Origin of the sequence: Mesorhizobium sp. B2-5-3 (assembly GCF_006441005.1) — a bacterium.
GTDB lineage: Bacteria > Pseudomonadota > Alphaproteobacteria > Rhizobiales > Rhizobiaceae > Mesorhizobium.
The window spans coordinates 1-13,244 of record NZ_VFUS01000013.1 but is presented as its reverse complement, the minus strand read 5'-3'; the positions used below and the strand labels follow the sequence as shown (position 1 = coordinate 13,244).

The 13,244-nt window shown below is 62.9% G+C and carries 11 protein-coding genes; 4 read left to right on the top strand and 7 right to left on the bottom strand.

From position 1 onward, the window contains the following. Positions 1-28: 28 nt before the first annotated feature. A complete protein-coding gene (locus tag FJ867_RS24205) occupies positions 29-400 on the bottom strand; it encodes a response regulator (protein ID WP_140501538.1) in 372 nt (123 codons plus the stop codon). A gap of 236 nt (positions 401-636) precedes the next feature. On the opposite strand from FJ867_RS24205, the gene FJ867_RS24200 reads away from it, so the two are divergent. Next, entirely contained in the window at positions 637-936 is a 300-nt protein-coding gene (locus FJ867_RS24200) for a DUF3572 domain-containing protein (protein ID WP_140501536.1), read from the top strand. A 146-nt stretch (positions 937-1,082) separates the two neighbouring features. On the opposite strand, the gene FJ867_RS24195 is transcribed toward FJ867_RS24200, so the two are convergent. Then, positions 1,083-2,585 (bottom strand): hypothetical protein, encoded by a 1,503-nt coding sequence (locus tag FJ867_RS24195; RefSeq protein ID WP_140555407.1) that lies wholly within the window; start codon positions 2,583-2,585, stop codon positions 1,083-1,085. A 94-nt stretch (positions 2,586-2,679) separates the two neighbouring features. Beyond that, positions 2,680-3,267, bottom strand: a complete 588-nt coding sequence (locus tag FJ867_RS24190; RefSeq protein WP_140518294.1) for a GNAT family N-acetyltransferase — start codon at positions 3,265-3,267, stop codon at positions 2,680-2,682. A gap of 65 nt (positions 3,268-3,332) precedes the next feature. Here FJ867_RS24190 and FJ867_RS24185 point away from each other — a divergent pair, with 65 nt between their 5' ends. After that, positions 3,333-4,661, top strand: coding sequence for a DNA polymerase IV (locus FJ867_RS24185; protein WP_140818793.1), 1,329 nt, complete (start codon positions 3,333-3,335; stop codon positions 4,659-4,661). Positions 4,662-4,684: 23 nt separating this feature from the next. Here FJ867_RS24185 and FJ867_RS24180 read toward each other — a convergent pair whose 3' ends face one another. Then, positions 4,685-5,191, bottom strand: coding sequence for a hypothetical protein (locus tag FJ867_RS24180; protein WP_140686691.1), 507 nt, complete (start codon positions 5,189-5,191; stop codon positions 4,685-4,687). A gap of 179 nt (positions 5,192-5,370) precedes the next feature. Here FJ867_RS24180 and FJ867_RS24175 point away from each other — a divergent pair, with 179 nt between their 5' ends. Then, on the top strand, positions 5,371-6,252 hold the full coding sequence (locus tag FJ867_RS24175) for a DMT family transporter (protein WP_140623444.1): 882 nt from the start codon (positions 5,371-5,373) through the stop codon (positions 6,250-6,252). Positions 6,253-6,269: 17 nt separating this feature from the next. Here FJ867_RS24175 and FJ867_RS24170 read toward each other — a convergent pair whose 3' ends face one another. The 3 genes from FJ867_RS24170 to FJ867_RS24160 form a co-directional block, all read right to left on the bottom strand. Beyond that, positions 6,270-7,073: a potassium channel family protein gene (locus FJ867_RS24170; protein ID WP_140564038.1), complete on the bottom strand. Its 804-nt coding sequence runs from the start codon at positions 7,071-7,073 to the stop codon at positions 6,270-6,272. A 67-nt stretch (positions 7,074-7,140) separates the two neighbouring features. Further along, on the bottom strand, positions 7,141-10,668 hold the full coding sequence (gene dnaE / locus FJ867_RS24165) for a DNA polymerase III subunit alpha (protein WP_140818791.1): 3,528 nt from the start codon (positions 10,666-10,668) through the stop codon (positions 7,141-7,143). A gap of 113 nt (positions 10,669-10,781) precedes the next feature. Further along, positions 10,782-12,794, bottom strand: coding sequence for an acetyl/propionyl/methylcrotonyl-CoA carboxylase subunit alpha (locus FJ867_RS24160; protein ID WP_140818789.1), 2,013 nt, complete (start codon positions 12,792-12,794; stop codon positions 10,782-10,784). Between the two features lie 202 nt (positions 12,795-12,996). On the opposite strand from FJ867_RS24160, the gene FJ867_RS24155 reads away from it, so the two are divergent. Then, the coding region (locus tag FJ867_RS24155) for an alcohol dehydrogenase catalytic domain-containing protein (protein ID WP_181168433.1) at positions 12,997-13,244 on the top strand (248 nt) is incomplete at its 3' end.

Sequence of the window (13,244 nt, the reverse complement as noted above, 5' to 3'; positions counted from 1 at the left end):
AAGGCTCCGGCTTTGGCGGCAAGGTGCATCAGGAATCACCCAGGTAAGACTTGATGGTTTCGATGAAGCGCGGCACCGAGATCGGCTTGGAGATATAAGCCTCGCAGCCGCCCTGGCGGATGCGCTCCTCGTCGCCCTTCATCGCGAAGGCGGTGACGGCAATGACCGGGATGACGTGCAGGTCGTCGTCTTCCTTCAGCCATTTCGTCACCTCCAGCCCAGACACTTCAGGCAACTGGATGTCCATCAAAATGAGATCCGGCCGGTGCTGACGCGCCAGATCGAGCGCTTCCAGACCGTTGCGGGTGCGAACTGTCTCGTAACCGCTTGCTTCGATGAGGTCCCGAAAGAGCTTCATGTTGAGCTCATTGTCCTCGACGATCATGACCTTCTTAGGCATCGATATCCCGTCCCGGCCGCTGTTCCGCTCGAAGGCGGCCGTTATGCGCCCTTCCGGGACGCACCAAACCCTAGTCGACTCTACGGCAATATGATTGACGAAACGGAAACCTGCGGCGAGAAAAGCTGCTCCGTTTCCACCTCGGGTCCCGCACTGAAGAGGTAACGACTTGCCGCAAGCGACGCTTGCCATTACTGCGGAAGAGACTCACATTCCGCATACCCTGAAAGGTAATGATGGCAAACGCAGCGTCAATGCGCGAAGAGGCCGAAACCATTGCCGTGAAGGCTCTGGCCTTCGTCGCCTCTGATCCCGAACTGCTGCCTCGCTTCCTGGCGATCACCGGCATCGAGGCGCATTCGATCCGCAAAGCTGCCGGCGAGCCGGGATTTCTGGCCGGTGTGCTGCAGTTCGTTCTCGCCCACGAACCCACATTGCTGCGTTTTGCCGAGGAAACCGGCACGCCACCGGCCTCCGTCGGCAAGGCGTTGCGCGCGCTGCCGCTGGGCGACGATAACCACGAGCATTCCATATGAGTGACGATCCCAAGGCGGCGCCCCGATCGCCAGGTCGAGCGAAGTCTGACTCTTGTCGCCCGGTTTGAGCGACAAGCATAAAACGAAGGCTTGAGGCGCGTCGCGCCAATCCGTTCGAAGGCGACGCGCTTTGGTGAGCCGAGTGGCTACGGTGTCGGATCCGCCTGGTCCGTCTCGTCGCCGCCATCGTCAATGCTGTCGTCCTCGGCAGGATCGGCCGGCTTCAGCATGACGCCATTGACAATGACCGAACCGTCCGGCTTGGCGTTGACGACCCATTCCATGCGGCCGTCCGTCAAGGTCTTGCCGAACCCTTTCACCATCAGGGCCACAGGCACGTACTGCGCCACCTCCGGTTCCGATTTCGCCGCTTCCTGCAAGCCCTCGACGATCTTGTCGAAGCCGGCCACGTCCACCGTCACATTGGCTTCCGGCTTCTCGCCAGGAAAAGTCATTTCGCCTTCCAAGGCAATTTCGGTATCCTTGTTCTTGATGGTGCTATGGCCAATGACGACCTTCGGCGTCTTGGCCATGAAGTCGGTTTTGAGCTGCTCTCCGAATTCGGCCGACAGCGGCGGGTTCTTGTTAAGATCAAAGGCTTCGATTGCCTTCTTCGCCATGCTGTCGAGATCGATATTGGCGCCGCCGAAGTTCAGGTCGATATCGGTCGGCAGCAGCGCCATGCTCCAGTTCGGCAGAAGCTGCTGCGGCACGGTCAACCCAGATGCCTTGATCCCGTAGCCGATCGTACCGCTCTGGGCGACGCCATCCATTCCGAAGGCGGTGCTGAGCTGCGCCGCACCGAACGTGCCGACCGGGCTCTCGACCGCGAAATTCTTGAACCCGTATGTCCCGTCGATGCGTTCCCACACAGGAAGCGCGGCGAGCAGAAGCGATTTGAGCTGCGCCTGGTTGGCTTTCAGCGTGGCTTCATTCTCATTGGCGACGGCAAATGCCAGGAGATCGAGCAGCGGCTTGGTCTGCACGCCCTTGCCTTTGGCATCCACCGACAGTTCCGGTGATTTGACGGTGACCGGGAATTTCAGTCCGCTTTCGGGATCGTCGAATTTGATCGCCTCGACAAAGTTCGACACTTTTTGCGACAACGCGAAATCGACCCCGCCATTGGCAGCCTTGGTGGCGGCCATGGTCGCGGTGCCGCCGTCGGCGCTGACTTCCATGTGCTGCTTGGCATCTTGCGACACCATCGTCATGCCCGCCATCGAACTGGTGCCGCTGGTAAAGGCCGCCAGATTGGGGTCGTAGACACCGGAACCCTTGCCGTCCTTGATAGAAAATTGCGTGCTCTGCAGCCCCTGCGGCCCGTTGAACTCGAAGGAGGCGCTGTGCGAAAGATCCATCGAGACATCCCAGGTCCCGTCGCTGCGCGGCTTGACCAGCAGGGCGTAGGGCGCAAAGTCGAATTTCAACAGCTTCTGGTCGGGCAAGGTGCCGGCGAGCGCCTTGAAATCGAACATGATCTTGTAGGCGCCGCCTTCGACCGAGACCTTCAGGATGCCCTTGTCGAGGGCCTGTTTGCCGACATAGCGGGACAGGTTCTCGGATAGCTGCTTCGCACCCTGGCTGTCGACGCTCTGGCCGAAAGCGGGCGCGCTGAGCAGAAGCGCGGTAAAGGCGATTGGCAACATCCGGTTCACGTAGAATTCTCCGTTTGGTCGAAAAGGCAAAATCGTCTCCTACTTCTGGTAGGGAAAGACCGTCACAACTGCAAGACGGCGAAGTTCAGGCGCTCGGCTCCAGCACCAGCCGCATCAACGGCCGGCCCGCCTTGCGTTCCAGGAGCCGCTCGAACCCGGCCTTCTCGAACACGCGCGACGAGCCCACGAACAGCCCGATGGAGCGTGAATCCTTCGACAGGTCTATCGGGCAGGCTTCCACCATTCGCGCGCCGTTCCTGCGGGCGAAATCGATGCCGCCTTCGACCAGGCGATGGCTGATGCCCCGGCCCCGTGCCTTGGCGCGGATGAAGAAACAGGAAATTGCCCAGACGCTCGGATCCGATGCGTCCGCGGGATCGACCGGAGCCGAGCCCCGGCCCCGGTTGTTCCACTCGGGCACGTCGGCGCGCGGCCCGATCTGCATCCAGCCGACTGCCTTGCCGTCCTCGAACGCCAGCATGCCCGGTGGCGGGCCTGCTTCGATGCGCGCCCTGATGTGGTCTTTGTTGCGTTCGCGGCTGCTTTCGCGACGAGCCGCCGGCGCCAGCCGGAAATGCGTGCACCAGCAGCCGTAGCAGGCGCCCTGCTTGCCGAAGAGATCTTCGAATTCAGGCCAGAGCTCAGGCGCCAGCGGCACTATGGTCGTGCTCATGCGTTCTCCCCAGGCCAAGCTTGTCGCTAGCCTTGCACTGTCGTACCATTGTGTTTGTTCTCTTTATGTTCGCAGCGATGGCGGCTCCTGTCAATAATCCTGATCACGGTTTCTGCCGCGACTGCCTGGCCTTTCAGCGCGGCGACGCCAGGCGCTGCGAGCGATGCGGCAGCCCCAGGCTTGCCCGTCATCCCGAGCTGTACCGGCTGCATCTGGCCCATATCGACTGCGACGCTTTCTATGCGGCAATCGAAAAACGCGACAACCCGGCGCTGAAGGACAAGCCGCTGATCATCGGCGGCGGCAAGCGCGGCGTCGTCTCCACCGCCTGCTACATCGCCCGGATAAGGGGCGTGCGTTCCGCCATGCCCATGTTCAAGGCGCTCGAGGCTTGCCCCGAAGCGGTGGTTATCCCGCCCAATATGGAAAAGTACGTGGTCGTCGGGCGCGAGGTGCGCGCCATGATGCAGGCGCTGACGCCGCTGGTCGAGCCGCTCTCGATCGACGAGGCGTTTCTCGACCTTGCCGGAACCGAACGGCTGCACGGCCTGCCGCCGGCGGTGGTGCTGGCCCGTTTCGCGCTGGCCGTCGAGAAGGAGATCGGCATCACCGTTTCGTCAGGTCTGTCCTACTGCAAGTTCCTGGCTAAGGTGGCGTCGGATTTCCGCAAACCGCGCGGCTTCTCGGTCATCGGCGAAGCGGAAGCCGTGGGTTTCCTCGCCGCACAGCCGGTGAGCATGATCTGGGGGGTCGGCAAGGCATTCAACGCCACGCTCGAACAGGACGGCATCCGCACCATCGGCCAGCTCCAGAAGATGGACCGTGGCGACCTCATGCGCCGCTATGGCGTGATGGGCGACCGGCTTTACCGGCTCTCGCGCGGCGAGGACGTCCGCCGCGTCGATCCCGACCAGGACGCCAAGAGCGTATCGGCCGAAACCACTTTCGACACCGATATCGCTTCGCTGGACGAGCTGGTCTCGGTGCTGCGGGGCCTTTCGGAAAAGGTCTCGGCGCGGCTGAAGAAATCCGGCATCGCCGGGCGCACGGTGGTGCTCAAGCTGAAGACGCAGGATTTCAAGATCCGCACCCGCAACCGCCAGCTCGGCGACCCGACCCGGCTCGCCGACCGTATCTTTTCGACCGGGGTCGAGCTGCTGCGCAAGGAAACCGACGGCACCAAATACCGGCTGCTCGGCATCGGCGTCAGCGATCTTTCCGCCGATGACAAGGCCGATCCGCCCGATCTGGTCGATATCCAATCGCGCAAGCGGGCCATGGCCGAAGGCGCCATCGACGCGCTGCGCGACAAGTTCGGCCGCAAGGCGGTGGAAACCGGCTATACGTTCGGCAAAGGCCGCGACACCCACCCGCCAGAGCCGCTGGAAGACTGATGCTGGATATCAGCTGTCGAGATTTAGGTGCGCTGCAGATCGATCCTGCTTGTCACCATGCTCTTGCCGGTTTTCGGATCAGTGTCGATGACCGTCAGCCGCATGCCGTTCTCGCCTCGTTTCTCGACCCTCATCTGCGCCTTTCGGTCACCATTGACCTCCTTGGCCCAACGGATGCCGAGATTGATCGCGTTGCCCGAACGGGTGCCGTTCAATTGCGCAGGCCCGGTACGAGACCCGACATAAGTGCCGCTATATTTCGCTCCGGCAGTCCTCAGGTCTGCGCTGATGGCGCGCGTCACCACGATAAGCCCTCGGCAGTTGCCATCGAGCGACAATGAGGTCGACGTCGCGTTTGACCTGAACGTGCAGGACACATTCACCGTCGGCGCGTCGGTAGTCACCTTGACGATGCCCTTGCCGGTGAAATTGCCCTTGAACGACTGGAGAAATCTGGACTCGTCGGCATGTGCCGCGCCTGCCGTGACCAACAGGCAGCCAGCAAGCGCAAATTGCGCAAATGATCTCATCGAAATTCTCCTATCGACATTGAAAGGCACCTGCGAAGCACTTCCGATATTCGGAACTCAACGCCCCCTGTCGTGCCAGGTTCCGCCTTCAACATGACTGTTTTGCAACATCCGGCTGGCCCAGAAGAATGCGGCTGCTAGCGGTTGCGGCAAAAGCCACGGCCTGCGACATAGCGGAAATGGCACCCACCCCTTCCATCCCCAAGGCCGCGTTCTGGATGGCGCTGTCGATCGCCTCGTTCCTGGCGATGTCGGTCGCGGGCCGCGCCACCACGGCCGAGCTCAACGTTTTCCAGGTGCTGGAGCTGCGCTCGGTGATCGGCTTTTTCATCCTGCTGCCGCTGGTCATGCAAAATGGCGGCTTTGCCGCCATGCGCACTGGGCGCCCCCTCGCCCATGTCACGCGCAACGTGGTTCACTATACCGGCCAGGCGGCGTGGCTCTACGCCCTGACGCTGATCCCTTTGGCGGTGCTGATCTCGATCGAATTCACGACGCCGATCTGGACGGCGATCCTTGCGGTCACCTTTCTCGGCGAAAGGCTCACCCGGCCGAAGCTCGGCGCCGTGGCGCTCGGGCTGATCGGTGTCGTGATCATCGTGCGCCCAGGCGTCGGCTCGGTCGATCCGGGACATCTGGTCGTGCTGGGCGCGGCAATGTGCTTCGGCATCTCGCTGGTCCTGGTCAAGTCGCTGACGCGGACCGACAGCGTTGTGCGAATCATCTTCTGGATGCTGATCATCCAGTCGGTGCTCGGCCTGATCCCGGCGCTCTACGAATGGCGCAACCCTTCGCTCGAGCTGTGGCCGTGGATCCTGCTGATCGCCTTCACTGGCATGTCGTCACATTTCTGCATGGCCTGGGCGCTGAGCTACGCCGATGCCACCGTCATTTCTCCGATGGATTTCCTGCGCGTGCCGCTGTCGGCATTGATCGGCTGGCTGCTCTACAAGGAGCAGATCGACGCTTTTACCGCAGGCGGGGCATTGCTGATCCTGATGGGCAATATGCTCAACCTGCAGCGCCGGCAGCCAAAGCCGGCGCAAGCGGCGGCATCGTAGCGCGCCTCAATCGCCCCTCAATCACCGCTGTCGGGTATGTTGAGGAGGTGGCCGCAGGCCTTGCAGTGAACGGCGTCCGGCTCGTGCCGTTGCAGGCCGCATTGCGGACAGGGAAAGAACACCTTGGCCGGTCGGAAGATCGCCTGCGCCAGCCTGACGAACAGCGATATGCCGATGATCATGGTCACGATCGCCGTCAGTTTCCCCGCCATTCCCGGCAGCACGATGTCGCCGAACCCGGTCGTGGTCACCGTCGCGACGGTGAAGTAAAGCGCGTCGATGTAGCTTTCCAGCCCCGCTCCGCTGCGGAAGAAGAAAGTGTAAACGAAACCGGTGATCACGAAGAGGAACGTCAAGAGGTTGATCACCGCGTGGCTCGCTTCGCGCCAGGGCCGCAGGCCCTGCATCTCGAAATGCCGCCAGAGCGAACCGCTGCGTGACAGCGACCACAGCCGCAGGATGCGCAGAAAGCCGAGATTGGCGAGCGCCGTCGGCATCAGCAGCGTCAAAAGGATGAAAATGTCCACCCAGGAGGTCGGCTGCTTCATCAGCCGCAGCATGTCGTTCGAGGCAAGCAGCCTGGCAGCCAGGTCGGCGGCGACCAGAGCCGCCACCGCATAGTCGAGCCACAGGAATGAGGCCGACTGCTGGATGATGGGCGTGGCGATGAAGAAGGCAATGATGGCCACGTCGATGATGACCGCAACCAGCTGAAAGCGAAAGGCCGCCGGCGTGCGGCCGTGGTAGAGCTTGCGCAACGTGTCGCGCAGCCGCGCCATTGTGGAACGGTCCTGCAATCCGTCGCTGTCTTTCGTCTTCATGGCAATTGCGGTGACTTGAGCGGCGGATGCCGCCCGGCGGATTGCCACCAGTCCCCGTAAGTGGCGATCACACCAGCTCCACTTCGACCACGCCTGGCACGGCGCGCATCGCCGAGGCGATTTGCGGCGAGACGCGGTAGCCCCCCTGCAGGGCAATCTCCACCTCGCCCTGCGCTTCTTCCTTGATAACGATGATGCTCACCTGACTTTCACCGCGCTGGGTAAGCTGCGACTGAATGATCGAGGCAGGCGCATCGTTTCTGACGAAGATGCGCAGCGCCTTCTGGATGCGGCTGGCCTCGTCCTCAAGCGACTGCACGGTCTGGATGCGCAGGTTGACGCCCTCCGGCCTGTCCTCCGCCGCCACGGTGATAACGACGGAGCGGCCCGGCTCCAGCATGTCGCGATACTGCGCCAGTCCTTCGGAAAACAGCACCGCCTCATACTGGCCGGACGTGTCCGAGAACTGCACCACGCCCATCTTGTTGCCGGTCCGCGTCTTGCGCTCCTGCTTGGTGGTCACGGTGCCGGCGAGGCGCCCTGCGGTGGCACCGCGCTTGACCGCGGCCGAAAACTCCGCCCAGTTCTGCACCCGCATCTTCTGCAGCGCCGCCTTGTACTCGTCCAGCGGATGGGCGGAGAGATAGAAACCGACCACCTGGAATTCGCGGTGCAGGCGGTCGGCGGCGAGCCACGGTTCCGTCACCGGCAGGTTGAGCGCCTGCGACTGCGCCCCGAGGGATGCGCCGAAGATATCGGCTTGACCGGAGACGGCGTTCTGCTGCGCCAGCGATGCCAGCCCCATCATCCGCTCGACGCCAGCCATCATCGCGGCGCGGTCATGGCCGAAACAGTCTAGCGCTCCGGCCATGATCAGGCTTTCGAAGACGCGCTTGCCGACGATTTTCGGATCGACCCTTTCGCAGAAATCGGCCAGGCTCTTGAACGGCTTCTCGCCGCGCATGGCGACGATATGCTCCACCGCCGCGTCGCCGACTCCCTTGAGCGCGGCCATCGAATAGTAGATGCGGTTCTCCCCGACCTCGAAGGAACGAAAGCTTGTCATCACGGACGGTGCCACCACCTCGATGCCGAGGCGCAGCGCATCCTGGCGGAAATCCGCGAGCTTGTCGGTGTTTCCCATGTCGAGCGTCATCGACGCCGCCAGGAACTCGACCGGATAATGCGCCTTGAGATAGGCGGTCTGGTACGAGACGACGGCGTATGCGGCCGCGTGCGATTTGTTGAAACCGTAGTCGGCGAACTTGGCTAGCAGGTCGAAGATGAAGTCGGCCTGCGGCTTGGCCACGCCGCGCTCGACCGCGCCCGAGACGAAGCGCTCACGTTGCTTGTCCATCTCGGCGCGGATCTTCTTGCCCATGGCGCGGCGCAAAAGATCGGCTTCGCCCAGCGAATAGCCGGACAATTCTTGCGCGATCTGCATCACCTGTTCCTGGTAGACGATGACGCCTTGCGTCTCCTTCACCAGATGGTCGATCTTGGGATGGATCGACGCCATCTCCTCCTCGCCGTGCTTCCTGGCGTTGTAGGTCGGGATGTTCTCCATCGGCCCCGGCCGGTACAGCGCCACCAGCGCGATGATGTCCTCGATGCAGTCGGGCCGCATGCCGATCAGCGCCTTGCGCATGCCGGCACTTTCCACCTGGAACACGCCGACCACTTCGCCGCGCGACAGCATGGCGTAGGTCTCGGGGTCGTCGAGCGGTATCGTCGCAAGATCGATGTCGATGCCGCGGCGGCGTATCAGCTTCACCGCCGTCTCCAGCACCGTCAGCGTCTTCAGGCCGAGAAAGTCGAACTTCACCAGCCCGGCCTGCTCGACATATTTCATGTTGAACTGGGTGACCGGCATGTCCGAACGAGGATCGCGGTACATCGGCACCAGCTCCGACAGCGGCCGGTCGCCGATGACGATGCCGGCGGCGTGCGTCGACGCATGGCGATAAAGCCCTTCCAGCTTCTGTGCCATGTCGAGCAGCGTCTGGACGATCGGCTCCTTTTCGGCCTCCTCGGCAAAACGCGGCTCGTTGGCGATGGCGTCCGCCAGTTTTACCGGATTGGCCGGGTTCTGCGGCACCATCTTGGACAGCTTGTCGACCTGGCCGTAAGGCATTTGCAGCACGCGACCGACGTCGCGCAGCACGGCGCGGGCTTGCAGCGTTCCAAAGGTGATGATCTGGCCGACCTGGTCGCGTCCATATTTCTGCTGGACATAGCGGATCACCTCTTCGCGGCGGTCCTGGCAGAAGTCGATGTCGAAATCGGGCATCGACACGCGGTCCGGATTGAGGAAGCGCTCGAACAGCAGCGAGAAACGCAGCGGATCGATGTCGGTGATGGTGGTGGAATAGGCGACCAGCGAGCCCGCACCCGAGCCGCGCCCCGGCCCGACTGGAATGCCTTGCGACTTGGCCCATTTGATGAAGTCGGCAACGATCAGGAAGTAGCCTGGGAATTTCATCTTCTCGATGATGCCGAGCTCGAACTCGAGCCTCTCGCGGTATTGCTCGACCGTATAGCCCGGCGTCGGTCCGTGCGCGGCAAGCCGGGCCTCCAGCCCTTCACGCGCCTGGCGGGCAAGTTCGGCGGCCTCGGCCTTCTCGGCTGCGTCCTTGTCCGACGCGTCGCCGCCGGTAAAGCGCGGCAGGATCGGGCTGCGGGTTTTCGGATAGTAGGAGCAGCGCAACGCGATCTCGACCGTGTTGTCGATCGCTTCCGGCAGATCGGCGAACAACGCTGCCATCTCAGCCTGGCTACGCAGGAAGTTATCCGGTGAAAGCCGGCGGCGATTGTCCACGGCGACGACCGAGCCCTCCGCTATGGCGATCAGCGCATCATGCGCGTCATAATCGTCGCGCGAGGAGAAGAACGCCTCGTTGGTGGCGACGAGCGGTAATTCGTGGGCATAGGCGAGATCGATCGTGGAATGTTCTATCAGCCGGTCGTAACCGGAAACTCGTTCCAGTTCGACATAGAGCCGATCGCCGAACAGGGCTTTCAGGGTCGACAGCCGGGTCTCCGCGAGATCGCGTCGATCCTCCTTCAGAGCCGCGCCGATAGGGCCGCGGGGACCGCCGCTGAGGCAGATCAGCCCGTCTGCCTGGCCCTCCAGCATCTCGCTGGTCAGATGCACCGCCTCGCCGGGCGGCGTCTCCAGATAGACGCGGCTCACCAGCCTGACCAGATTGGAATAGCCGGCCTCGGTCGCCGCGATAAGCACGACTGGCCGCATCTCGGGCCCCTGCCGCCGGCGGTCGCGCTGGCCGTCGACGTTCTCGCCGGAAAAGGCGAGCGCGATCTGGCAGCCGATGATCGGCTGGATGCCGTCCTTCACCGCCTTCTGCGCGAATTCGAGCGCGCCGAACAGATTGTTGGTGTCGGTGACCGCGATTGCCGGACACTCGTCCTTGACCGCATGGCCGACGATCTTGCCGAGTTGGAGCGCGCCTTCCAGCAGCGAATAGGCCGAGTGGACGCGAAGATGCACGAAAGGACGCGCCGGCGCTTCTGGCGCCGCCCCCTTCACTGCCGCTTCGCGCAGCAAGGGGTCGCGTGGAAGTCTGTCATCCGCCATGGTTTTTCGCGTTTCCCGAAGGACTTGAGTCGATCTCGATGTATTGTCCGGCACCGGGCGATGCCAGTCCAGCACAAACGAACATCGGCCACAGGCTTCCGCCCGCCCTCGCTTCAGGCGAATTCCATGATCACCGCGTCGACGGCCAGGCTGTCGCCCGGCTTGACGTTGAGTTTCGCCACCACGAGATCGCGCTCGGCGCGCAGCACGTTCTCCATCTTCATCGCCTCGACGACGGCCAGAGTCTCGCCGGCCTTGACCTCCTGGCCTTCGGCGACGGCGATCGAGACGACGAGGCCGGGCATGGGACATAGCAGCAGGTTGGACGTGTCGGGCTCCAGCTTTTCCGGCATCAGCCTTTCCAGCACGGCAATGCGCGGCAGCATGGCGCGCGCTGTCACCGAAAGCCCTTTCCAGGCGATGCGAAGGCCGTTTGGCGCAGGGCGCAGTTGCGCCACCATTTCGTGCCCGCCGACGCTGCCGCGCCAGACGAGTTCGCCCGGCCGCCAGGCCGACGAAACCGTCAGCGGCTTGCCGCCCTCGATGGACAAGTCGACTTCCATCGGAATGGAGATTATGCCCTCCAGGATGGACGCGGACAGATAGTCCTTGCCAATCTTCACCACCCAGTCGCGCTTGAGTGCTCCCGAATGCGGCGCCAAGCGCCCGCCCAGCCGGTCGAGTCGGTCGCGGCGCAGCAATTCGACCACGGTGGCGACCGCCGCCAACCCGGCCTTGTCGTCATGGTCGGGCAGGATCGGCGCAAAGCCGTCGGGATATTCCTCTGCGATGAATCCGGTCGAAATCCGCCCTTCCCGCCAGCGCGGATGCTGCATGAGCGCCGCCAGAAAAGGGATGTTGTGCTCGATGCCGTCGACGACAAAACTGTCCAACGCTTCGGACATCGCGTCGATTGCCTCCAGCCGGGTCGGCGCCCAGGTGCACAGCTTGGCAATCATCGGGTCGTAGAACATCGAAATCTCCGATCCCTCGGTGACGCCGGTGTCGTTGCGGATGACGACGTCGCCGACTTGCCCTTCCTGTGGCGGTCGATAGCGCGTCAGGCGGCCGATCGACGGCAGGAAGTTGCGATACGGATCCTCGGCATAGAGCCGGCTCTCCACCGCCCAGCCATTCAGTTTCACGTCGCTTTGCTTCAAGGCGAGCTTCTCGCCGGCTGCCACACGGATCATCTGCTCGACCAGATCGACACCGGTGACAAGCTCCGTCACCGGATGCTCGACCTGCAATCGTGTATTCATTTCAAGGAAATAGAAGTTTTTCTCAGCGTCGACGATGAATTCCACCGTGCCGGCGCTCTGGTAGTCGACGGCCCTGGCCAGCGCCACCGACTGCTCGCCCATGGCCTTGCGCGTCCTGGCATCGAGGAAAGGCGATGGCGCCTCCTCGGCCACCTTCTGGTTGCGGCGCTGGATCGAGCATTCGCGCTCGCCGAGATAGAGCGCGTTGCCATGCGCGTCGGCCAGCACCTGGATCTCGATGTGGCGTGGATCGACGATAAACTTCTCGATGAAGACGCGGTCGTCGCCGAACGAGCTCTTGGCCTCCGAGCGCGCCCGGTCGAAGCCGTCGCGCACCTCGGCCCGGTTCCAGGCGATGCGCATGCCCTTGCCGCCGCCACCGGCCGAGGCCTTGATCATCACGGGATAGCCGATCTCTCCGGCGATCTTCTCCGCGTGGTCGGCGTTCTCGATGACGCCGAGCCAGCCGGGAACCGTCGAAACATTGGCGGCGTTGGCGAATTTCTTCGATTCGATTTTGTCGCCCATGGCCTTGATGGCCTTCGGCTTCGGCCCGATGAAGACGATGCCCTCCTTCTCCAGCGCCTCGCAGAAGGATGCGCGCTCGGACAGGAAGCCATAGCCGGGATGCACGGCCTGAGCGCCGGTCGCCTTGCACGCCGCGATGATTTTCTCGGGCACGAGATAGCTCTGCGCGGCTGGCGACGGTCCGATATGCACCGCCTCGTCGGCCATCTCGACATGCACGGCATCGCGATCGGCGTCGGAATAGACGGCGACCGTGGCGATGCCCATCCTGCGCGCGGTCTTGATGACGCGGCAGGCGATCTCGCCACGGTTGGCGATCAGGATTTTGGTGAACATGCGGGCAAATTCCCCTCCGGCGGACGGTCCAGTTCTATGGATTATGTCGCCATGTCTCAAGTACCGTGTGCGTGGCGCGAACGCCTGCGGTCAAGGGTATGCTACCTGCGTCAAGAAAGCCGATATTTCGTCTCATCTGGCGGTTGATGAGCAGGCCAAAACCTGAAAGCCTGAGCGCAAAATTGCGATGGAGGATTGCCAGATGAAAACCCGCGCCGCTGTTGCCGTTGCTGCCGGAAAGCCGCTTGAGATCATGGAGGTCGACCTCGACGGCCCGCGCGAGGGCGAGGTGCTGGTCGAGATCAAGGCGACCGGCATCTGCCACACCGACGAGTTCACGCTGTCGGGTGCCGATCCCGAGGGCCTGTTTCCCGCCATTCTCGGCCATGAGGGCGCCGGCGTGGTGGTCGATGTCGGCAAGGGCGTCACCTCGGTCAAAAAGGGCGACCA

What these genes read in the sequence shown, in the direction of transcription:
- FJ867_RS24205 (WP_140501538.1), bottom strand. Translation starts at nt 400, where the DNA reads ATGCCTAAGAAGGTCATGATCGTCGAGGACAATGAGCTCAACATGAAG.
- FJ867_RS24200 (WP_140501536.1), top strand. Translation starts at nt 637, where the DNA reads ATGGCAAACGCAGCGTCAATGCGCGAAGAGGCCGAAACCATTGCCGTG.
- FJ867_RS24195 (WP_140555407.1), bottom strand. Translation starts at nt 2,585, where the DNA reads ATGTTGCCAATCGCCTTTACCGCGCTTCTGCTCAGCGCGCCCGCTTTC.
- FJ867_RS24190 (WP_140518294.1), bottom strand. Translation starts at nt 3,267, where the DNA reads ATGAGCACGACCATAGTGCCGCTGGCGCCTGAGCTCTGGCCTGAATTC.
- FJ867_RS24185 (WP_140818793.1), top strand. Translation starts at nt 3,333, where the DNA reads ATGTTCGCAGCGATGGCGGCTCCTGTCAATAATCCTGATCACGGTTTC.
- FJ867_RS24180 (WP_140686691.1), bottom strand. Translation starts at nt 5,191, where the DNA reads ATGAGATCATTTGCGCAATTTGCGCTTGCTGGCTGCCTGTTGGTCACG.
- FJ867_RS24175 (WP_140623444.1), top strand. Translation starts at nt 5,371, where the DNA reads ATGGCACCCACCCCTTCCATCCCCAAGGCCGCGTTCTGGATGGCGCTG.
- FJ867_RS24170 (WP_140564038.1), bottom strand. Translation starts at nt 7,073, where the DNA reads ATGAAGACGAAAGACAGCGACGGATTGCAGGACCGTTCCACAATGGCG.
- dnaE (WP_140818791.1), bottom strand. Translation starts at nt 10,668, where the DNA reads ATGGCGGATGACAGACTTCCACGCGACCCCTTGCTGCGCGAAGCGGCA.
- FJ867_RS24160 (WP_140818789.1), bottom strand. Translation starts at nt 12,794, where the DNA reads ATGTTCACCAAAATCCTGATCGCCAACCGTGGCGAGATCGCCTGCCGC.